19 protein-coding genes are annotated in these 20,695 nt (G+C 60.3%); 16 read left to right on the top strand and 3 right to left on the bottom strand.

What is annotated here, in order from left to right:
• The first annotated feature begins 182 nt into the window (after positions 1-182).
• From rpsB to GKG34_RS01125, 3 genes are all read left to right on the top strand, one after another.
• Positions 183-905 (top strand): 30S ribosomal protein S2, encoded by a 723-nt coding sequence (gene rpsB / locus GKG34_RS01115; RefSeq protein ID WP_022257112.1) that lies wholly within the window; start codon positions 183-185, stop codon positions 903-905.
• A gap of 48 nt (positions 906-953) precedes the next feature.
• Positions 954-1,877 (top strand): translation elongation factor Ts, encoded by a 924-nt coding sequence (gene tsf / locus GKG34_RS01120; protein WP_154255406.1) that lies wholly within the window; start codon positions 954-956, stop codon positions 1,875-1,877.
• Positions 1,878-2,067: 190 nt separating this feature from the next.
• The gene (locus GKG34_RS01125; RefSeq protein WP_154255407.1) at positions 2,068-2,760 is read left to right on the top strand and encodes an alpha/beta hydrolase; all 693 of its coding nucleotides are present in this window, start codon (positions 2,068-2,070) and stop codon (positions 2,758-2,760) included.
• A gap of 377 nt (positions 2,761-3,137) precedes the next feature.
• Here the strand turns inward: GKG34_RS01125 and GKG34_RS01130 are convergent, their stop codons facing one another.
• Entirely contained in the window at positions 3,138-4,865 is a 1,728-nt protein-coding gene (locus tag GKG34_RS01130; RefSeq protein WP_154255408.1) for a carbon starvation CstA family protein, read from the bottom strand.
• 695 nt (positions 4,866-5,560) lie between these two features.
• Between GKG34_RS01130 and GKG34_RS01135 the strand changes: the two genes are divergently transcribed.
• From GKG34_RS01135 to hslO, 12 genes are all read left to right on the top strand, one after another.
• The gene (locus GKG34_RS01135) at positions 5,561-5,878 is read left to right on the top strand and encodes a YerC/YecD family TrpR-related protein (protein ID WP_154255409.1); all 318 of its coding nucleotides are present in this window, start codon (positions 5,561-5,563) and stop codon (positions 5,876-5,878) included.
• Positions 5,879-5,952: 74 nt separating this feature from the next.
• A complete protein-coding gene (locus GKG34_RS01140; protein WP_005940334.1) occupies positions 5,953-6,276 on the top strand; it encodes a hypothetical protein in 324 nt (107 codons plus the stop codon).
• A 152-nt stretch (positions 6,277-6,428) separates the two neighbouring features.
• Positions 6,429-7,082 carry an HAD-IA family hydrolase gene (locus GKG34_RS01145; protein ID WP_243139184.1) on the top strand — a complete coding sequence of 218 codons (654 nt, stop codon included), beginning with the start codon at positions 6,429-6,431 and terminating at the stop codon, positions 7,080-7,082.
• 42 nt (positions 7,083-7,124) lie between these two features.
• Positions 7,125-8,999: an SGNH/GDSL hydrolase family protein gene (locus tag GKG34_RS01150; protein ID WP_154255410.1), complete on the top strand. Its 1,875-nt coding sequence runs from the start codon at positions 7,125-7,127 to the stop codon at positions 8,997-8,999.
• Positions 9,000-9,054: 55 nt separating this feature from the next.
• Positions 9,055-9,276, top strand: a complete 222-nt coding sequence (locus GKG34_RS01155) for a hypothetical protein (protein WP_118527866.1) — start codon at positions 9,055-9,057, stop codon at positions 9,274-9,276.
• A 95-nt stretch (positions 9,277-9,371) separates the two neighbouring features.
• A complete protein-coding gene (locus GKG34_RS01160) occupies positions 9,372-10,112 on the top strand; it encodes a YjjG family noncanonical pyrimidine nucleotidase (RefSeq protein ID WP_044953456.1) in 741 nt (246 codons plus the stop codon).
• A 35-nt stretch (positions 10,113-10,147) separates the two neighbouring features.
• Positions 10,148-12,043 carry an ABC-F family ATP-binding cassette domain-containing protein gene (locus tag GKG34_RS01165; protein ID WP_154255411.1) on the top strand — a complete coding sequence of 632 codons (1,896 nt, stop codon included), beginning with the start codon at positions 10,148-10,150 and terminating at the stop codon, positions 12,041-12,043.
• 13 nt (positions 12,044-12,056) lie between these two features.
• Positions 12,057-12,602, top strand: a complete 546-nt coding sequence (locus tag GKG34_RS01170; protein WP_097781894.1) for a Gx transporter family protein — start codon at positions 12,057-12,059, stop codon at positions 12,600-12,602.
• 141 nt (positions 12,603-12,743) lie between these two features.
• Positions 12,744-15,203 (top strand): endopeptidase La, encoded by a 2,460-nt coding sequence (lon, locus tag GKG34_RS01175; RefSeq protein WP_154255412.1) that lies wholly within the window; start codon positions 12,744-12,746, stop codon positions 15,201-15,203.
• 170 nt (positions 15,204-15,373) lie between these two features.
• Positions 15,374-15,973 carry a ribosome biogenesis GTP-binding protein YihA/YsxC gene (gene yihA / locus GKG34_RS01180; protein ID WP_005940358.1) on the top strand — a complete coding sequence of 200 codons (600 nt, stop codon included), beginning with the start codon at positions 15,374-15,376 and terminating at the stop codon, positions 15,971-15,973.
• Between the two features lie 3 nt (positions 15,974-15,976).
• Entirely contained in the window at positions 15,977-16,726 is a 750-nt protein-coding gene (locus tag GKG34_RS01185; RefSeq protein ID WP_154255413.1) for a class I SAM-dependent methyltransferase, read from the top strand.
• A gap of 4 nt (positions 16,727-16,730) precedes the next feature.
• Positions 16,731-17,642, top strand: coding sequence for an Hsp33 family molecular chaperone HslO (gene hslO, locus GKG34_RS01190; protein WP_097777920.1), 912 nt, complete (start codon positions 16,731-16,733; stop codon positions 17,640-17,642).
• A 408-nt stretch (positions 17,643-18,050) separates the two neighbouring features.
• Here the strand turns inward: hslO and GKG34_RS01200 are convergent, their stop codons facing one another.
• Both GKG34_RS01200 and GKG34_RS01205 read right to left on the bottom strand, forming a co-directional pair.
• Complete coding sequence (locus tag GKG34_RS01200; protein WP_154255414.1) at positions 18,051-19,193, bottom strand: sporulation protein YqfD; 1,143 nt, start codon at positions 19,191-19,193, stop codon at positions 18,051-18,053.
• Between the two features lie 9 nt (positions 19,194-19,202).
• A complete protein-coding gene (locus GKG34_RS01205) occupies positions 19,203-19,490 on the bottom strand; it encodes a YabP/YqfC family sporulation protein (protein WP_242961860.1) in 288 nt (95 codons plus the stop codon).
• Positions 19,491-19,562: 72 nt separating this feature from the next.
• On the opposite strand from GKG34_RS01205, the gene GKG34_RS01210 reads away from it, so the two are divergent.
• Entirely contained in the window at positions 19,563-20,603 is a 1,041-nt protein-coding gene (locus tag GKG34_RS01210) for a hypothetical protein (RefSeq protein ID WP_154255415.1), read from the top strand.
• Positions 20,604-20,695: the final 92 nt, after the last annotated feature.

Consider the following 20,695-nt stretch of genomic DNA (forward strand, 5'->3'; position numbering starts at 1 on the left):
TTTGTAAAAAACAGAGAAAAACTCTTGCAACCGGCGTTTGTTTGTGATATTATAACAAGGCATTACACACGCATCACTATGCCCTTTTGTGCCCAAATGGGTGGAGGGCAGTCCCGAACCGTCCGATACGGCCCGGGATCACGGTGTGCGGAGGCAAAACAATATCTGGAGGTATTTTTACTATGGCAGTCGTTTCTATGAAGCAGCTTCTCGAAGCAGGTGTGCACTTCGGTCACCAGACCCGCCGCTGGAACCCCAAGATGGCAAAGTACATCTTCACCGAGCGCAACGGCATCTATATCATCGATCTGCAGAAGACCGTGAAGAAGCTGGACGAGGCTTACAACTACGTGAAGGAAGTTGCAGCTGAGGGCGGCGACATCCTGTTCGTCGGCACCAAGAAGCAGGCTCAGGAGTCCATCCGTGACGAGGCTCTGCGCTGCGGCATGCACTATGTCAATGCTCGCTGGCTGGGTGGTATGCTGACCAACTTCCGCACCATCCGCAAGCGCATCGACCGTATGGATCAGCTGGCTAAGATGAAGGAGAACGGCACCTTCGAGCTGCTGCCCAAGAAGGAAGTTGCCAAGCTGGAGCTGGAGATGGAGAAGCTGGACAAGTACCTGGGCGGTGTCAAGAACATGAAGACCCTGCCGAAGGCTATGTTCATCGTTGATCCTCACAAGGAGCGCATCGCTGTTGCTGAGGCCCGCAAGCTGAACATCCCCATCGTGGCTATCGTTGATACCAACTGCAACCCCGACGAGATCGATTACGTGATCCCCGGCAACGACGATGCAATCCGTGCTGTCAAGCTGATCGCTGGCGCTATGGCTGACGCTGCGCTGGAAGGCAAGCAGGGCAACCAGGAGGCCGCTCCCGCTGAGGATGCAGCAAACGCCTGATTTCCCATCCCACAAACAACAAAATAACGTGTAAGGGAGAATACGAAAATGGCTATTTCTGCAAAGGACGTTATGGAACTGCGCAAGCAGACCGACTGCGGCATGATGGAGTGCAAGAAGGCTCTGACCGAGGCTGACGGCAACTTCGAGAAGGCAATCGAGATCCTGCGTGAGCGTGGTCTGGCTACCGCTGCCAAGAAGGCAAGCCGTACCGCTGCCGAGGGCATGGTCTACGCTGACTACTGCCCCCAGTGCAAGGTGGGTGTTGTCATCGAGGTCAACGCTGAGACCGACTTCGTTGCCAAGAACGACAAGTTCGTTGCTTTCGTCAAGGAGGCTACTCAGGTCATCATGAAGCAGAACCCTGCTGATGTTGAGGCTCTGATGGCTTGCAAGACCGAGAACGGCGAGACCGTGGACGAGGCTCTGAAGAACCTGATCCTGGTCATCAAGGAGAACATCAAGGTTCGCCGTTTCGTCCGTTACGAGGGCGTTTGCTCTGCATACGTCCACGGCGGCGGCACCCACGGCATTCTGGTTAACTTCGAGACCACCAACGGCATCGAGGCTAAGGACGAGTTCGTTACCTACGGCAAGGACATCGCCATGCAGGTCGCAGCTGCTAACCCCGGCTATGTCGATGAGGCTTCTGTCCCCGCTGAGGTCGTGGCCAAGGAGAAGGAGATCATGCTGGCTCAGATGGCTGGCGATCCCAAGACCGCTAACAAGCCCAAGGCTGTGAAGCAGAAGATGATCGAGGGCAAGATCAAGAAGTTCTTCAAGGAGAACTGCCTGGTCGATCAGGAGTTCGTCAAGGACGGCGACCTGACCGTTGCTCAGTACACCGCTAAGGTCGCTAAGGATCTGGGCGGCGACATCAAGATCGTCAAGTTCACCCGCTTCCAGAAGGGCGAAGGCCTGGAGAAGCGTGCTGACGACTTTGCTGCTGAAGTTGCAAGCATGGTGAAGTAATTTAACTTCCAAAGTTGAATTGGGAGCTGCAGTACCCGTAACAGGGCACTGCGGCTCCTTTTTGTTTGTGTTTGCCGGGCGGATGTGCTATCATAGAGAAAACAGAAAGAAGGGAGGACGAAAAGCAATGCGCAGTGTAAACAAAACGTCTCTCCGAATGGAGAGCATGATCGGATAAGGAGAATCCCTTATGAAAAAACAAACCATGACTCTTGCGGGCATCCCTGCCATCCTGTACGGCAGCCGGAGCCGGAATGTTTACCTCTATCTCCACGGCAAGAACGGCTGCAAGGAAGAGGCAGAACGTTTTGCCGCTACAGCCTGTGAAGCGGGCTGGCAGGTGCTGGCTATCGACCTGCCCGAGCATGGCGCACGGAAAAACAGCCCTGAGCGGCTTCTGCCGTGGGTGGCTGTGCCGGAGATAGAAGCCGTATACGCCCGCATGAAGCCGGTGTGGGCGCATATCCGGCTGTATGGGGTCAGTATCGGCGCGTGGCTTGCCATGCAGGCGCTGCAGGGAGACGCGCCGGAACAGGCCCTGCTGGTCTCTCCGGTGGTGGATATGGAAGCTCTCATCACGAATATGATGCAATATGCCCATGTGACCGAGGAACAGCTGCAGCGGGCAGGGGAAATCCCCACGGATCTTGGGGAGACCCTCTCATGGCCGTATCTGTGCTGGGTGCGGGAACATCCGCTGCACTGGCATGGCCGCACGCAGGTGCTGTATGGTGACAGGGATGCCCTGACCAGCCGCACCATGATCGAGCGCTTCCGTCAGGAAAGCGGGGCGCATCTGACGATCATGGAAGGCGGGGAACACTGGTTCCACACCCCAGTGCAGATGGCGGTCCTTCAAACGTGGGAAGAAACGAACGTTTGATTTTTGATTTAGAATAGCCGCCGCGTGCGCTATGGCTATTTTTAGCGGAAGTATTATTTTTATATTTGCAAACCAGCAAAGCCTGCGGGCTTTGCTGGTTTGCTTTTTCACGGGAAAGGTCGTGACCGTACACTGCATTTTTTGTGGTGACTATGCATTTTATCTTTGGGACTCTTTCTGTGAAAAAATGGTTTGGAAACGACCGCAGTCGTTTCCAAACCACAATATCAAATAAATTTTCCTCTGCTTATGGCCAGAGCGCACGCGGAGGCCATTTCAAATCATAGAAGCTTACAGCAACAAAAACTGCCGCTGACGGTTTTTACGCCGTCAGCGGCAGTTTGCATTTACAGATTCAGTTCAGCAGGATCTGAAACTCAGACCTTTGCTTCGCTGTTCTGCTCAGCATTCTTATAGGCCTTGAAGGAGTGGAACACGATGTTCAGGCCCAGAACGATCAGCAGCACGGCTAGGATCAGCTGCAGGCCGTTTGCAATGAACACGGCACCCCAAGTGGTCTCGCCAGCGGGGATGGTGACAGCAGCGGCATTGCTGATGGCCTTGACCATGGCGATCAGGCGCTGCACCAGAGCGGTGAAGGTGACGCACAGCATAATGACCAGCGGAGGGAAGATCATCTTGTTGCTGCGGCCGGTGACCTTCAGGAACACGCACAGGGTGGCCAGAACCAGAGCGCTCAGCAGCTGGTTTGCAGAACCGAACAGGGGCCAGATGTTGGCGTAGCCGATCTTGGTCAGCAGGAAGCCGAAAGCCAGAGTCAGGAAGGTGGAGAAGTACACGTTGCACAGCAGCTTGCGCCAGCCCTCAGCATGCTCCATGTCGTCCACGCTGAACAGCTCCTGGAAGCTCATGCGGCCGATACGGGCCACAGCATCCAGACTGGTCAGGGCCAGTGCGGAAACGCACATGGTCATAAACACAGAGGCAAAGTGCTGGTCCAGGCCGAAGCCCACGAAGAAGCTGGCAACGCCGCGGCTGAAGACCTGGAACGGAGTGCCGTCTGCGGGGGTGCCGTCTGCAGCAGCAGAAGCACCGGCAACGCACAGAGCGATGACAGCCAGCAGGCTTTCCAGTACCATGGCACCATAGCCGACCTTCAGCATATCCTTCTCATTGGTAACGGTCTTGGAGGAGGTGCCGGAAGACACCAGACTGTGGAAACCGGAAACAGCGCCGCAGGCAACGGTAACGAACAGGATGGGGAACATGGTGCCCAGCTTGGCGTTGGTAAAGCCGGTGAACACCGGCAGGTTCATGACGGGATGGTTGACGATCAGGCCCAGAACAGCGCCCACGATCATGGCCACGAACATAAAGGTGGTCATGTGGTCACGGGGCTGCTTCAGCAGCCACATGGGCAGGACAGCGGCAAAGAAGATGTACACAAAGGTGATGTAGCTCCATGCAGCCTTGCCCAGAATGATGGGGAAGTTTGCACCCACCACAAAGGACAGCACGATGAATACGATGCTGATCACATTCTCTTTCCAGCCGGTGAAGTGCAGGTTCTTCTGCAGCAGGCCAAAGACCACGGCGAACACCATGAACATGATGGAGACCATGCCGGCAGCACCGTTGGTCTGGGCAGCCTCCACCAGAGCACCGTCAGCACCGTAGGCATTGAAGGTGCCGGCCACCATGTCGGCAAAGGCGGCGATGACGATGCCGCAGAACAGCCAGCAGAACAGCAGGAACAGCTTGCGGCCGGTCTTGCCGATGTACTTTTCGATCAGCATGCCCATGCTCTTGCCGTCGTTCTTAACGGAAGCATACAGAGCGCCGAAGTCGGTGACAGCACCGAAGAAGATGCCGCCCAGCAGCACCCACAGCAGCACCGGCAGCCAGCCGAAAGCAGCGGCCTGGATCGCACCGGTAACAGGGCCTGCACCGGCAATGGAGCTGAACTGGTGTGCAAACACGGTCCAGCCGTCGGTGGGAACGTAGTCCCGGCCGTCCTCATGGACAACTGCCGGGGTCTTGGCAGAGGGGTCGATGCCCCACTTGTTTGCCAGCCAGCGGCCGTAAAGCATATAAGCGCCAAACAGACACACGGCTGCGATCAATACGATGACCAGCGTATTCATTGTTTTTACCTCTTTCCTTTTTTGGCATCCGGCAAATGTCAGCGACATGGGGCGGCAGGATGTAAAAAAGGCCCCGTCTTCCTGCGTTCGTTCCATTTGGGACGAACCATCGAAGACGAAGGCCTTCACATACACTGCACATCGTGTATGGAATACTCCGCGATACCACTTCGTTTGCTGCACAGGGCAGCCACTCCCAGCGTACATACATACGCAGCCCCGTAACGTGGGCAAAACGGCCATGCATTACTGGAAGGCGGGGTCAGCGCCTTTGTTCACACAGGCTGCTCGCAGGGGAGAACGCTTTGCTCCTGACTGCTGCCCTTGCATCAGATGGGCGGCTCTCTGGGAGAGGGTGCTGCAAAGAATCATGTCCTGTTCATCGCATTTGCCGAATGATTGTCCGTATTTTAGTGCGGAATTCACAAATTGTCAATATCCTTGGAACAAGTTCGGAGGATGCACTAATTCAGAAAAGCGTTCTGCAATAATTTTTAGGTGATTTTTGTTCATGCGTGAAACGAAGAAAACTATATACACCCACGAATGAAAAGAGTTCACGCCAAGGGCTTGACTTTCACACTTTGATGTGCTAAAGTGGTGATGCAAGAAAGAACCTGAACATTTCCGGAACAATTAAAAGAGGGAACGCTCCCAAAACCGGACAGTCCGCTGCGGCGGCAAGGAGAACATTCATGGCAGATAAAAATTCCAGAAGAAACCAGACCACCGATGCACTGTTTGATGCCATCCTCAGTCTGGAAACGCGGGAGGAGTGCTACAACTTCTTTGAAGACCTGTGCACTGTAAAGGAGATCTCGGATATGGCGCAGCGGCTGGAAGCGGCAAAGATGCTGCTGGACGGCAGAACCTACGATCAGATCGTGAAGGCGGTGGAGATCAGCACGGCTACCATCAGCCGCATCAACCGCTGCATCCAGTACGGCTCCGGCGGCTACCGCGAGACCATTGAAAAGGTGCGCGGCACCCGGAACCCGAAAAAGCAGGAGTAACACCGGCGTACCCGGCAGACATAGAATGGGGCGTACACCGCCCCTGACCGGACGAACGAAAGGAAGGTTTTATCATGTCTGCTGAGAACTGTATCGATACCACCCGCTGCCCCTGCCCCTGCCTGCCCAAGGTGACGCTGGAGCAGGCGGTCGTTGACCTTGTGGAGAGCATCGCTCTGCAGGAAAATGCCCTGAGCCACATCCTGTGCGCCGAAAGCCGGAAGATGGATGCCGCCATGAAACTGGACGGTCTGGACCTGTGCAAGCTGCTGGAAGTGAACGATTCGGCCACCAACATGGTGCACGCCGTGGCAAACCTGGAGCTGGTGCTCAAGGATAAGCTGGAGTTCGTCTCCAACAACCTGTACTATCCGCCTGCGGATGCCGCAGCGAAGTAAGAAGATGCTGAAAGGCCTGTCCGGATGCCGGGCGGGCCTTTTCTCTGCTTGAATGCATAATTTTTGTAAAAACCATTTGTTGGAATTGCTGATAACGGGATTCTGTGCTATACTATACAATGTATCACCATGAAAGTGAGGAAATTTACAAATTGCTGAACTACGATGCGATCCTGTTTGATGTGGACGGGACCCTGATCGATTCCGCTCCCGGTATCATAAATACATTAAAAGAAGTCTTTGCCAGGATGGGCGTGGACACCACAAATGTGAACCTGCGCCGCTACCTTGGCCCGCCGCTGCGCAAGAGCTTTGGTGAGCACTTTACCGACCCGGCCCTCATTGAAAAGGCCACCGACCTGTACCGCGACAGCTACGCCGTCAAGGGCAGCCACGAGTGCGCCGCCTACCCCGGTGCAGCAGAGATGCTGCAGCGCCTGAAGGACGCGGGCCTTGTGCTGTGCACCGCTACCTCCAAGCCCACGCAGGTCGTTACGCCCATTCTGGAAGAAAAGGGCCTTGCAGGCTATTTTGATTTTATCGGCGGCGCGTCCATGGACGAGAGCCGCGACACCAAGACCGACGTGGTGCGCCATGTGCTGGCCCAGCCCATGATGCAGGGCAGGCGGGTGCTGATGGTGGGCGACCGCAACGATGATATGCGCGGCGCAGCAGACTGCGGGCTGGATGCCGCCGGTGCGCTGTACGGCTACGGCAGCGGGGAAGAGCTGGAACCCTTCCACCCGGTGCTGCTGGCCGAAAGCTGCGCCAGCCTTGCAGACCAGATCCTGAACGGACAGGCATGACCGGAAGGCCCTGTGCCGGAAACGAAATGAATGGTGAGAGATATGAGAAATACACGACCGGAAAAGCAATCGCTTACTCCTATGCAGAAGCAGGCTGTGCTGGTGTGCAGTGTGTGCGCGCTGGCAGCCATTCTGACCATTGCCATTACCATGACGCTGCTCAAGCGCGGCAAGAACCCTGCGGCCCCGGTGGAACAGCCCTCCAGCGGGGTGCTGGTGCCGGGCGAAGAGGATATCTCGGATCACTACCAGATCAGCGAGACCTCTGCCGCCCTGCTGCCGGAGACCGCCGACGCGGGCGAGAGCTACCAGAAGGAAACGCTGTTCCTCGGCGATTCCAACACGGTGCGCCTGTACGCCAACGGCCTGATCAGCCTGCAGCAGTTCTGCGCCAAGGAGGGCATTGGCACCCATGCCGCCCTGAACGAGGGCATCGTTACCTTTAAAAAGGACAGCAGCACCTACACCATCGCGCAGGCCGTGGCCAAAATGAAGCCCCGCCGCGTGGTCATCATGCTGGGCACCAACGATACCGGCATGAGCGTGGACGAGTTCATCAAGAACTACACCGCGCTGGTGCAGGCCATTCAGGAAAGCTACCCCTACACCGACATCATCGTGAACACGGTGCCGCCGGTGCCCGCAAACCACGCAAACTACCCCCACATGGACCAGACCAAGATCGACGACTTCAACATGGCCCTGCTGTCCATGTGTGAGCAGATGGGCCTGAAGTTCCTCAACAGCGCCGAAGCGCTGAAGGATGCCAACGGCTATGGCCGCGAGGATTACTACCAGACCGGCGATATCCACCTGAAGCCCGTGGGCCTGAAGGCCATGCTGAGCTATCTGCGCACCCACGCTTACCAGACCGACGACCGTCGGCCCGACACCGCCAACATCCCCACCCGCGCCGAGTATACCCCGAACCCCAGCTCTGCGGTGACAGCACCCAGCAGCTCGGAGGCTGCAGGCTCTTCCGAAGAGCAGGGTGTGCTGTATCAGGCCAGCTACCGGGTGGACAAGACCGGCGGCACCCTTTCCAGCGGCAGCGACAGCGGCAAGACATCCCTCTCCTATGAAGTGACCAGCGCCGCCCAGTCCATCAGCGTGACGGCTGTGCCGCAGGACGGCTATGTGTTCGTCAAGTGGAGCGACGGCGTGACCCAGAAGACCCGCACCGATACGAACTTCAAGCAGAACGTGGACGTGACCGCCGTGTTTGCAGCGGCTTCCGTGCATATCAGCAGCACCGGCAAGGCCGTGCTGGGCGATTCCTACACCTTTACCGCAAAGCTGGGCGGCAAGCACCTCACTGCCGACAGCATCCGCTGGTACGCCAACGGTGCGGAAGTGCCGCAGGCGGCGGGCAAGACCACCGTCAAGGTGGAGATCGACCCCTCCATGCTCAATGCGACCTTTAAGGTGTACGCAGTGGCAAGCTACAACGGCTGCACCGTTACCAGCAACGTCCTGAATGTGACGGTCAGCGGCGTAAGCTCCGGCAGCTCGTCTCACAGCTCCGGCAGCTCTGGCAGCACGTCGGGCAGCAGTTCTTCCGGCAGCAGCTCTTCCGGTGCATCGTCCGGCACCACCTCCGGGGCATCCTCCGGGGCTACATCCACCTCCGGCAGCTCGTCTCACAGCTCTTCCGACAGCTCATCTCACAGCTCTTCCAGCAGTGAGAGCACGGCTTCCCCGGCAGGCTCGGCTTCTGCTTCCAACGGAACAGCCAGCTCTTCCCACAGCACCAGCTCGTCCCACGCGGACTCTGGTGAGAGCAGCTCGGCTTCCCATAGCAGCTCCAGCAGCGAGAGCAGCTCTGCAAGCTCTGGCAGCTCCCATGCGGCTTCGGAATCCAATGCCAGCAAGGAAGCCGCCAACGAGCAGTCCACATCCACGGACTCCGCGTCCTGAGGCTGTCACCCCGGCCTGCTGTGCCGCATAGGCTGGCAGGAAGGGAGGCGTTTGCATGTACTACGAGGAACCCCGCATCCCGGCGCTGCCCGGGGAAGAGAACGTGACCGACGGCAGCGTGGACGATTACGGCACCGACTGGGAGAACGTGGACAACGGCGCGCTGGAAGAGGAAATGGCAAAGTGTGCTGCCACCCCCTGTGATGTCAAAACCACCTGCCCGGACAACGACCCGGAGCAGACGGACGTACCACCGTACGAAATTGTAACAGAATGATGTGAAGCCAGCTCTGTTTACGGCAGGGCTGGCTTCTGCCTGTTGTTGAGCGCATGGCAGCTGAGGCCATGGCAGAAGGAAAAGAGGGAAGGTTTATGGCAAAATATTATTGCGTGCTGTTCGATGCAGACAACACCCTGCTGAACTTTGACGCAGCCGAAAGCAAGGCACTGGCCGAAACGCTGGTGAACTACGGCATTGAGCCGGATGCAGAAACGGTGCAGACCTACCGCACCATCAACTCGGAGCTGTGGCGGCAGCTGGAAAAAGGCCAGATCAAGCGGGAAAAGCTCATGGCGGAGCGGTTCACCCGCTTCCTCAAGGCCATTGATGCCGCCGGTGACGGAGCCGAGATGAACCGCTTCTATCTGGAACAGCTCTCCACCCACCCGGACCTGATGGGGCCGGAAGTGCTGGATGTGCTGCGGGAGCTTTCCGAGGTGGCAACGCTGGCCGTTGTGACCAACGGCTTCCAGAAGGTGCAGATCCGCCGTCTGGCCGAGAGCGGTGTGCTGAACTTTATGGAGGACGTGTTCGTCTCCGAGAAGATGGACAGCGAAAAGCCGAACCGCAGAATTTTTGATGCGGCCCTGCGCGCCCTTGGCGTGGAGAACCGCGAGCATGTGCTGGTGGTGGGCGACGGCCTGAGCAGCGACATTCAGGGCGGTGTGAATGCGGGCCTTGACACCTGCTGGTATAACCCCAGCCACGCCGAGAACCCCGGCAAGGTGGTGCCCACCTATGAGATCGCAGACCTGAAAGAGCTGTACCCGCTGGTGATGGAGCAGGAAGAGCTGGCCAATGTGGGCCTGAAGAACCGCCGCCACCAGTGCTGAGCCAATAAGCGGATGGAGAACGGGATCATAAAACTATGCTGATACATTTGGAAAAACTAGGCAAGAGCTTTGGCGAAAAGATCGTGCTGCACGATGTGACCGCCAGTGTCGAGCGGGAGGACCGCATCGGCATCGTGGGCCAGAACGGCGCGGGCAAGACCACCCTGCTCAAGATTTTGACCGGCGAGTACCAGGACTACGAAGGTGAGTTCAGCGTGACCCACGGCGTGACGCTGGGCTATCTGGAACAGAACGCAAAGCTGGATGCCACGCTGGATCTCTACGGCGAGATGCGCTCCACCTTTGCCCCTGTGCTGGATGCCATGGCCCAGATGCAGGTGCTGGAACGCAAAATGGCCGCGCAGCCGGACGACACGGAGCTGCTGGCCCGGCACGACCAGCTGCAGAACATCGTGGATGCCGCCGACGGCTACAACATGGATGTGAACATCAAAAAGGTGCTGTCCGGCATGGGCTTTGCGCAGGATACATGGCAGAAGAACATTGCGGTGCTCTCCGGCGGCGAGCTGACGAGGCTGCGGCTGGCAAAGCTGCTGCTGGAAAAGCCGGACGTGCTCATTCTGGACGAGCCCACCAACCACCTGGACTTTGCCACCATGGAATGGCTGGAAAACTACCTCAAAAGCTATTCCGGTGCGGTGCTGGTGGTCAGCCACGACCGCTACTTCCTCGATAACGTGTGTACGAAGATCTGGGAGGTCTCCTACCAGACCATGACCACCTACAAGGGCAACTTCTCGGCCTACCTGCCCCAGAAGGAAGCCGCCGATGCCCTGCGCCAGAAGCAGCACGATGCAGATGTGGCACTGGCCGAAAAGCTGCAGGACTACGTGGACCGCAACCTTGTGCGCGCCTCCACCACCAAAATGGCCCAGAGCCGCCGCAGGCAGCTGGAAAAGCTGGAGATCACCGAAGCGCCCAAGGACGAGACCAACCAGCTCAAGTTCCGGTTTGAATATGACGTAGAACCGTGGAACGAGCTGGTGCTGCTCAAGAACCTGACCATCAAAATAGGGGAGCGCACCCTGCTGGAACCCTTTACCTACACGGTGTGCCGCGGCCAGCGGCTGGTGATCGCAGGCCCCAACGGCGCGGGCAAGTCCACCCTGATGCAGGTGCTGGACGGCAAGCGCCGCCCCTCCGGCGGCATGGTGCGGCTGGGCACCGGCGCACGGCCCAGCATCTTTGCCCAGCAGCAGAACCGTCTGGGGCAGGGCCGGGTCATCGATGTGATCTGGAACAAGTACCCCCGCATGACCGAGCTGGAGGTGCGCAGCCATCTGGCAAAGCTGGGCTTCCGGGGCGAGACGGTGTTCAAGCCCTGCGAGGCGCTTTCCGGCGGCGAGCTGGCCCGCCTGCGCTTTGCGGAGATCGTGCTGGAACGGCCCAACCTGCTGTTTCTGGACGAGCCCACCAACCATCTGGACATCTACACCCGCGAAAATCTTACCGAGGCCCTCATGGCCTACACCGGCACGCTGCTGCTGGTCACCCATGACCGCCACCTGATGAACAGTCTGGCCTGCCCCATCCTCTACCTTGAGGACGGCAAGGCCACCCTCTACCCCAGCTACGATGCCCTGATGGGCCGCAACGCCCCGGCAACTGCCGTGCAGAAGGCCGCCGAACCGGCCAAGACCGGCTACGGCAGGGAGCAGCGCCGCCGCCGCGCCGAGCTGCGGGCCAAGATCAAGGCCTGCGAGGACGAGATGGAAGCCTGCGGTGCCCGCGAAGTGGAGTTGGACAACGAGATCAACTCCCCGGAGGTGTACAACGACCCCGACCTGCTGCGCCAGAAGAGCGACGAGCTGAGCGACCTGCGCTTCCATCAGGAAGAGCTGTTTGCCGCGTGGGAAGCTGCCATGGAAGAGCAGGAAAGCTACGAGCAGAGCCAGCAGACCGAAGAGTAAAGGAGAGTGCAGCATGCCCCAAAACAGACGCAGTTACGAAAAAACGCGCCGCATCGCCCTTTCCGGCCTGCTGTTTGCGCTGGCCATGGCACTTTCGTTCATTGAGGGCACGCTCACCATCCCGGGCCTTTTGCCGGGCATGAAGCTGGGCCTTGCCAACATCGTGGTGATGTACGCGCTGTTTTTCATGGGGCCAAGGCAGGCGCTGGTGCTGGACGTGCTCAAGGCACTGTTCGTGTTTCTGGTGTCCGGCTTCACGGCGGGCTTTCTCTCGCTGTGCGGCGGCCTTTTGTCCCTGCTGGTGATGTGGGTGCTCTACTACCTGCTGCCGGTGCGGCCCACCTGGTTCATCCTTTCCGTATGCGGCGCACTGGCCCACAACATCGGCCAGCTGCTGGGCGCGGGCGTGATCATCTCGTCCTCGCTCTCGTTCTACTACGCGCCGGTCATGCTGGTGCTGGGCCTTGTGATGGGCGCACTGACCTCCATTACCCTCAAGGCCCTGCTGCCGGCTCTTGGCAAAATGGGCTTCAGTACACAGGAAAAGCGGGGAGAATAACCAACCGTCCATGCATCACAGTTGCATTTTGGCCGGAAATCAGTATAATAAGGAAACAACCTGCTATTTTAAAGATAAAATCTCTTGCATACAGCGCTGCCGCCGTGGGAAAGTGCGCGGCAGCCGGGAGGTGTTTGCACTATGAGTGAAAAAGTTACCATCAAGGTGGAGCGCAAAAAGCTGCATCTGCCCACCATCGCCCTGCGGGGGCTGGTGGTGTTCCCCAACAATCTCGTCCACTTTGAGGTGGGCCGCGAAAAGAGCATTGCCGCCGTGGAGTGGGCAATGGCAAATAATTCCAACGTGTTTCTGGTGGCACAGAAGTCCATGGACACCACCGAGCCGCAGCAGGCAGACCTGTTCAGCTACGGCGTGGTGGCCGAGGTCAAGCAGGTGCTGCGCGTCTCCGGGGACCTTGTAAAGGTCCTGGTGGAGGGCAAGTACCGCGCAAAGCTCAGTGCACTGGATGCCAGCGGCGATTTTCTGCTTTCGGAGGTGCGCCCGGCCCCGGTGCGCGCAGGCAAGGCCGACGATGCCGTGGAGACCGAAGCGCTGCTGCGCGCCCTCAAGGCCGGGTTTGACGAGTACCTTGGCATGAACCCGCGCCTTGGCAAGGACGTGGTGTTTGCCATCGTTTCCAGCGACGACCCCGCCTTCCTCAGCGAGTACATGCCTGCAAACCTGCTGTTCCGCTACGAGGACAAGCAGGCTGTGATGGACGAGGGCACCCTGAACGGACGGCTGAAAAAGCTCATCGAGATGCTGCGCCGTGAGTGTCAGGTGATGAAAATTGAAAAGGAGATCGCGGAAAAGGTAAACGAGTCCATGGACAAGAACCAGCGCGATTACTACCTGCACGAACAGCTGCACATCATCAGCGACGAGCTGGGCGAGGGCGACGACACCCACGCCGAGGCCGACGATTACCGCCGCAGGATCACCGAGCTGCACCTTGCCGAGGACAGCGAGAAGAAGCTGCTCAAGGAGGTAGACCGCCTTGCCAAGATGCAGGGCTCCAATCAGGAGGCAACGGTCATCCGCACCTATCTGGACACCTGCCTTGACCTGCCGTGGAATACCTTTACGGTGGACGACCTTGATATCAGCCGCGCACAGCAGATCTTGGACCGCGACCACTACGGCCTGAAAAAGGTGAAGGACCGCATTCTGGAAACGCTGGCCGTGCGCAAGCTGGCACCGGACGTGAAGGCACAGATCATCTGCCTTGTAGGCCCTCCGGGCGTGGGTAAGACCAGTATTGCACGCTCCATCGCCGAAAGTCTGGGCCGCAAGTATGTGCGCATCAGTCTGGGCGGCGTGCGGGATGAAGCCGAGATCCGCGGCCACCGCCGCACCTACATCGGCGCGATGCCCGGCAAGATCATCACTGCCATGATCTCTGCCAAGAGCGCGAACCCCCTCATGCTGCTGGACGAGATCGACAAGCTGGCAGGCGACTTCCGGGGCGACCCGGCCGCAGCCCTGCTGGAAGCGCTGGACCCGGAGCAGAACAGCACCTTCAACGATCATTTCATCGATATCCCGTTCGATTTGAGCCATGTGCTCTTTATCACCACCGCCAACGATCTGGGCAGCATCCCCGGTCCCCTGCGTGACCGCATGGACGTGATCGAGCTGCCCAGCTACACCCGCGTGGAAAAATACAACATTGCCCGCAAGCACCTGCTGCCCAAGCAGCTCAAGGCCTGCGGCCTGACCGGCAAGGTCACGCTGAGCCAGAGCGCGCTGTACGGCATCATTGACGGCTACACCCGCGAGGCCGGTGTGCGCAATCTGGAACGCACCATCACCAGCGTGCTGCGCAAGTGCGCCCGCAAGATCGCCGCAGGCGAGGTGGAAAGCGTCTCCGTTACCGGTACCATGCTGGAACAGCTGCTTGGCCCCCGCTTCGTCAAGCCCGACTTCCTCAACCGCACCAACGCGGTGGGCATCGCCAACGGTCTGGCATGGACCAGCGTGGGCGGCGAGACCCTGCCCATCGAGGTGCAGGTGATGGACAACGGCAGCGGCAAGATCACCGTCACCGGTTCGCTGGGCGACGTGATGAAGGAGAGCGCTCAGCTGGCCGTTACGTGGGTGCGCGTGCACGCCGCCGAGTACGGCATCGACCCGGAAAAGCTCAAGAAGTGCGACCTGCACATCCACGCCCCGGAGGGCGCAGTGCCCAAGGACGGCCCTTCTGCCGGTGTCACCCTGACCACGGCGCTGGTGTCCTGCCTGTCCGGCATCCCGGTGCGCGGTGATGTGGCCATGACCGGCGAGATCACCCTGCACGGCAACGTGCTGCCCATCGGCGGCCTGCGGGAAAAGAGCATGGCGGCCTACCGCGAGGGCATGAAGACCGTGCTCATCCCCAAGGACAACGAACCCGACCTGTATGAGGTGGACGACGAGGTGAAGAAGAACCTCACCTTCCTGCCCATGCAGAGCCTGACACAGGTGCTGAACGCGGCCCTGCTCAAGCCCCAGAACGCAAAGAAGGCCAAGGCTCCCAGCCGCACCCATGCAAAGAAAAAGGCGGCAGACGCCGCCATCGTGCCGCCCACCGCAGAAAAGCCCCAGCCCGGCGCGGTGTGCTGAGAACAATAGAAACCCTCTCAGTCACGGCTTGCGCCGTGCCAGCTCCCCCGAAGGGGGGAGCTTAAGGGATGTTTTCCACCAGATGAAAGAGCTCCCCCTTCGGGGGAGCTGGCGAGGAACGAAGTGACGAGACTGAGAGGGTTTGACGTACCACAAGAAAGGAAAGCTCCATGAATTACAACAAAGCTGATTTCATTGCCAGCTACGGCATTTCCAGCCAGCTGCCCGAGAGCGACCGCCCGGAGCTGAGCTTTTCGGGGCGGTCCAACGTGGGCAAATCCAGCCTCATCAATAAGCTGTGCAGCCGCAAAAACCTTGCCCGCGTGTCCAGTACGCCGGGCAAAACGGCCACCATCAATTTCTATTCGGTGGACGACTGCTACTTTGTGGACCTGCCCGGCTACGGCTACGCCAAGGTGAGCAACGCCGACCGTGAGCGCTGGGACGACCTCATCAACAGCTATTTTGAAGCACCCCGCCACCACACCCTGCTGGTGCAGCTGCTGGACTGCCGCCACGCCCCCAGCGCCGACGATGAGCAGATGCTGCGCTACCTGCACTATCACCAGATCCCCTACGTGGTGGCCCTGACCAAGGCCGACAAGCTCAAAAAGAGCCAGCTGGCCAAGACGCTGGAAGACTTTGAGAACCTCTGCCGCCCCTATGGCTGCCAGAAGGTGGTGCTGACCAGCGGCGAGAACGGCTACGGCATCCCGGAGCTGCAGGCGGTGCTCAATGCCGCTGTGGCCGGGGAACAGGAAGCGGAGTAAACCATGGCCTACAACGAATTTGCCTATTTCTACGATGAATTCAACGGCGAGGCCGATTATGATGCCCTGTATGCCCACATCCATGCAAAGCTCAAGGAGCACGGCATCCAGGACGGCATCCTTGCCGACCTTGGCTGCGGCACCGGTGAGCTGACGTTGATGCTCACGCAGGCGGGCTATGATATGATCGGCATTGACCAGTCCGAGGAGATGCTCTGCGTTGTGCGCGATAAGGCCGAACAGCTGGGCCTTTCCGGCAGGCTGCTGCTTTTGCGGCAGGACCTGCTCAAGCTCGATCTGTACGGCACCATCCGGGGCGCGGTGTCCACCTTTGACACCTTCAACCACATCCCGGACCTCGACACCGCCATTGCCAACGCAGGCTTCTTTATGGAAAAGGGCGGGGTGTTCCTGTTCGATATGAACACGCCCTACAAGCACCGGAACGTGCTGGGCGACAACGCGTTCACCTTTGAGGAAGAGGATGCCGCCTGTGTGTGGCGCAACCACTACGATGCCGCCAACCGCCGCGTGGAGATCACCGTGGACATCGACTACCACGAGACCGGCGAGCACTTCCACGAGCAGTTCTGCGAGTACACCTATGACCTTGACACCATCCGCACCGCGCTGGAAAAGCACGGCTTTGCGCTGGAAAGCGTCTGCGACGGCGAGACCTTCGGCCCGCTGACCGAGGACAGCCAGCGCTATTTCTTCTGCGCAGTCAAGCAGTATACACAATTGGAGGGATAACTTTATGGCAAATCTGATCCGCGGCCTGTCGGAGAACGGCGGGGTCGTGTTCTGCGGCGTGGATTCCACCCAGATCGTCCGCAAGGCCGAAAAGCTGCACACCACCAGCGCCACCTGCAGCGCGGCACTGGGCCGTCTGCTCACCGGCGCGGCCCTGATGGGCTCCATGCTCAAGGACGACCGTGACCAGATCACCCTGCGTGTGTCCGGCGGCGGCCCGGCGGGCGTGGTCATTGCCTGCACCGACGGCACCGGCAACGTGAAGGGCTGCATCGATCACCCCTTGGTGGAGCTGCCCGCAAAGCCGAACGGCCACCTGGATGTGGGCGGCGCTGTGGGCAAAGACGGTGTGCTCACCGTCATCCGGGATAACCGCCTGCAGAAGGAGCCTACCGTGGGGCAGGTGCCGCTGGTCTCCGGCGAGATCGCCGAGGATCTGACCGCTTACTACGCCTACAGCGAGCAGGTGCCCACCGTCATGGCGCTGGGCGTGCTGGTGGACAAAGACCTGTCCATCCTGTGCGCAGGCGGCTTTATGGTGCAGCTGCTGCCCGGTGCCACCGATGCGGAGATCGATCAGCTGGAAAAGAACATCGCGGCCATGCCGTCCGTCACCACCCTGCTGCACGAGGGCAAGACCCCCGAGGACATGATGCAGCTGGCGCTGGCGGGTTTTGACCCCAACGTGCTGGACGAGCGCGATGTGCACTACCAGTGCGACTGCAGCGCCGAGCGCACCAAGGAGATGCTGTTCAGCCTTGGCCGCAAGGAGCTGGTGAGGATGCGCGACGAGGACCCCGCCTGCGAGGTGGTGTGCCACTTCTGCCACAGCAAGTACCAGTACGACCTCAACGACCTGCTTGCCGAGTACGACGCGCAGGCGGCGGAACGTGCCGCTGCAGAGCAGGGGACTTGACAAACCGCTAAAAAACAACTATACTGCAAATAGAAAAGGCGCTGTCCGCAATGGTCAGCTTCCCTTTGGCTAAGGAGTCAATAAGAATGACCGCTCAGGTTTGGGAGTCTGGGGCGGTCATTTCTTATTGTTATGGATCTCTTTGAAGATTGCCCATGCGATCTGAAATGTAATCCCAACTGTGCCGCCAACAATGACGAACAGCTGCAGAACATCGTTCAACACCATGATGCATCCCCCCTTCCGCGTTTGCGAACGGGGGAACAAACAATAAGCTTTTACGTCCCCCGGACGCTTGCCGGAGGGAAGCATGACCACCTGCGCTTGCAGATAGCACCTTAACGCCACCCTTTTGGGGTGGCATTTTTAGTTTAGCATACTTTTTGGCGAATTACAACAGGAATCCTTTCACCCGCAGATGTCCGCTGCCACGGTGTAGGTAACGGTATAGTCCAGCACGGTGCCGTTCACGGTGCAGTCCTCTTTGCGGGCGATGCGCTCCGCGTCCGGCCATGCGGCGTACAGCGCCTGCAGGCTCTGCAGCCGGGCCAGCGCGGCGGCCTGCGCTTCGGTGCGGTGCAGCGTTTCCGGCTGCTGCACATAGCGGCAGGTCTCCTCCACAGAGCAGGGCAGGGCAAGGCCCAGCAGCGGCACCTCCGGCTGAAAGTGCCGGAGGACCACCGCCGCATGTTCCGGCGCAGGCGCGGCGGGCAAGGGAAAGGTGTGCCCGAACGCTGTCACCCGGTATGCGCGGGTGCACGCGCCGGTGTACTGCTGCACCGTCTCTTCCAAGGGCACGGTGCGGGTGTCGCTCCACTCAAACTGCGCAACCACCGTTCCGGCGGCGGGCGCAAAGATCAGGGTGCCGTCCCGCTCGGCGCGGGCTGTGCCAATGAGGCCCTGCCCGGCTTCCACCTGCTGGCCCGGCTGCACCAGCATGGTGCCGCTGGTAAGGTTCGTGCGCAGAACAGTGCCGCTGCATTTTGCCCGGATGCCATGCAGCGTTCCGGCGGCAATGTCCGGCTTGGGCCTGGCCGCGGCGGCTTCCACCACCAGCCGCCCTTTGGCAAAATTCAGGCTGGCCCAGGAGAACTCGCCGCTGTGCAAAAGGGCGTACTCCCCGGCGGTGAGCTTTGCCTCGGTCACAGCCGCACCGGGCTGCAGGCCCGCTTCCCGCAGGACGGCGCAGGCCCGCGCAGCCTGTCCGGTGGTGAGGGAAGAGGTGTCCGCATACCAGACGAACTGCTGTGCAAAGAGCAGCAGCGGCACAAACACCGCCAGCCCCGCCCAAAGCCCGGCCCGGCGCAGCAAGGGGCGCAGACGGAAATACAGCCCCAGCTTCCGGCGGATGCGCAGCCGCACCCGGTGCTTGCGGGCCAGCGCGGCAAGGCGCGGATACTGCCACGCGGCGCACCGCCCGCCAAACCCTCCCGGCAGGGCCGTTACCCCGTAGGGATGCAGCCCGGCCCGGGCGGCAGCGGTAAGCAGGGCTTCGGTGCTGCCATTGCATGCGGTGAACTCCACCGCGGCCCAAAGGCTTACCGGTTCCATGGGCACCTCCTAGTCATCCGCAAAGTCCGTGCGCACGAACCGCCCCCGCAGGGTCAGGCGGCTGGCGGTAAGGGTGACGATCTTCAGCCCGTCGCCGTAGATGGTCAACCGGCCATGGGGCATCTGCAGGCACAGCCGGTCGGGGCTGTAGGCCAGAATGCGGCAAAAGTGCTCCACCTCCATGCGGCCCCCGCTCAGGTAGACGGCAGGGGCGTGGTAAAAGCCCTGCGGCGGCTGACGGAACAGCAGGGCCAGCCAGCTTTGCAGCAAAAGCCGCTTTTTGCGCTTGGCACACATCCCATTCCCTCCCATCCCGCAGTTCTGCCCGCGGCGCGCTGCTACATATATATGGATGCGGAGGGCTGAGTTATGAATCGAAGCTGGAATTTCCGGCGGGGCGTGCTGCTGGCGCTGGCAGGGTACACGGCGTTTCTGGTGTTTGCCGCGCCGCAGCGCTGTGCCGATGCCCTGCAGGCGGGGCTGCGGCTGTGCGGCGGGCCGCTGCTGGTATCGCTGTTTCCGTTCCTCATCGTATCGGCGCTGGCGGCAGGCTGCGGGGCCGGGCAGTGGCTGGGCTTTGTGTTCCGGCCTGCGGCGCGGCTCATGGGCATCCGGGCAAAGGGCGCGGGCGGCGTGCTGCTCATTGGGGCCTTGGGGGGCTTTGCACCGGCGGCGGTGGCTGCGTCCGAAGCCGTGCGCACCGGTCAGCTCACTTCCCGGCAGGCCTCGGCGCTGCTGCCCGCCTGTGTGTGCAGCGGGCCGTCCTTTGTCATCCTCACAGTAGGGCAGCAGATGCTGGGCAGCCGCGCGGTGGGGGTGCAGCTGTTCGCGGCCCAGCTGCTGGCGGGATACCTCACGGCGGCGCTGCTGTGCCGGATGCAGGGCGGGGCCGGGCAGGCTCCACCCGCGCAGGGGGAAACCATTCCGCTGCCCGCACTGGACGCGGTGATCGCGCAGGCGGCAGTGACCTACCTGAAGCTCTGCGGCTTTGTGCTGTACTTCCGGCTGCTGGCGGCAGGGTGCGGGGCATTGCTGCCACAGCCGTGGGCGGCGCTGCCCGCCATGCTGCTGGAAGTGTGTTCCGGCTGCGATCAGGCTGCCCGCACCGGGCTGTGGGCCAGCACGCTGTGCTGCGCGGCGCTCAGTGTGCAGGGGGTGTCGGTGCTTTTGCAGGTGCGCACCATCTGCCCGGCCGAGATCTCGCTGCGGCCTTTGCTGGCAGCGCGGGCGGTGCATCTGCCGCTTTCGGTGGCGCTGTTCTGGCTGGGCAGCACCGTGCCGGTGCAGGCCGTGCAGACCTTTACCACCCTGACCGAACGGGTGGTGGTGCTGCGCCGTGTCCCGCTGGACTGCGCCCTGCTGGCCTTTGCCGTGTGCTGCATTACGGTGGAGGAGTTGGCGAGGAGTTAAGGTGCGGGCTGGGCTGTGGGCTGGGAGTTTCTCCAGCGAATGTCCGGGAAGTGGGGCCCCGTGCGTAAGCACAGGGGCGGAACCGTGGGTTC

The organism is Faecalibacterium sp. BIOML-A4 (genome assembly GCF_009679665.1).
GTDB classification, from domain to species: Bacteria; Bacillota; Clostridia; order Oscillospirales; family Ruminococcaceae; genus Faecalibacterium; species Faecalibacterium taiwanense.

Coding starts and splice junctions, on each gene's coding strand:
- hslO (WP_097777920.1), top strand. CDS start 16,731: ATGGCAAATCTGATCCGCGGCCTGTCGGAGAACGGCGGGGTCGTGTTC.
- lon (WP_154255412.1), top strand. CDS start 12,744: ATGAGTGAAAAAGTTACCATCAAGGTGGAGCGCAAAAAGCTGCATCTG.
- GKG34_RS01135 (WP_154255409.1), top strand. CDS start 5,561: ATGGCAGATAAAAATTCCAGAAGAAACCAGACCACCGATGCACTGTTT.
- GKG34_RS01140 (WP_005940334.1), top strand. CDS start 5,953: ATGTCTGCTGAGAACTGTATCGATACCACCCGCTGCCCCTGCCCCTGC.
- yihA (WP_005940358.1), top strand. CDS start 15,374: ATGAATTACAACAAAGCTGATTTCATTGCCAGCTACGGCATTTCCAGC.
- GKG34_RS01150 (WP_154255410.1), top strand. CDS start 7,125: ATGAGAAATACACGACCGGAAAAGCAATCGCTTACTCCTATGCAGAAG.
- GKG34_RS01155 (WP_118527866.1), top strand. CDS start 9,055: ATGTACTACGAGGAACCCCGCATCCCGGCGCTGCCCGGGGAAGAGAAC.
- GKG34_RS01185 (WP_154255413.1), top strand. CDS start 15,977: ATGGCCTACAACGAATTTGCCTATTTCTACGATGAATTCAACGGCGAG.
- GKG34_RS01210 (WP_154255415.1), top strand. CDS start 19,563: ATGAATCGAAGCTGGAATTTCCGGCGGGGCGTGCTGCTGGCGCTGGCA.
- GKG34_RS01130 (WP_154255408.1), bottom strand. CDS start 4,865: ATGAATACGCTGGTCATCGTATTGATCGCAGCCGTGTGTCTGTTTGGC.
- GKG34_RS01200 (WP_154255414.1), bottom strand. CDS start 19,193: ATGGAACCGGTAAGCCTTTGGGCCGCGGTGGAGTTCACCGCATGCAAT.
- rpsB (WP_022257112.1), top strand. CDS start 183: ATGGCAGTCGTTTCTATGAAGCAGCTTCTCGAAGCAGGTGTGCACTTC.
- GKG34_RS01165 (WP_154255411.1), top strand. CDS start 10,148: ATGCTGATACATTTGGAAAAACTAGGCAAGAGCTTTGGCGAAAAGATC.
- tsf (WP_154255406.1), top strand. CDS start 954: ATGGCTATTTCTGCAAAGGACGTTATGGAACTGCGCAAGCAGACCGAC.
- GKG34_RS01205 (WP_242961860.1), bottom strand. CDS start 19,490: ATGTGTGCCAAGCGCAAAAAGCGGCTTTTGCTGCAAAGCTGGCTGGCC.
- GKG34_RS01125 (WP_154255407.1), top strand. CDS start 2,068: ATGAAAAAACAAACCATGACTCTTGCGGGCATCCCTGCCATCCTGTAC.
- GKG34_RS01170 (WP_097781894.1), top strand. CDS start 12,057: ATGCCCCAAAACAGACGCAGTTACGAAAAAACGCGCCGCATCGCCCTT.
- GKG34_RS01160 (WP_044953456.1), top strand. CDS start 9,372: ATGGCAAAATATTATTGCGTGCTGTTCGATGCAGACAACACCCTGCTG.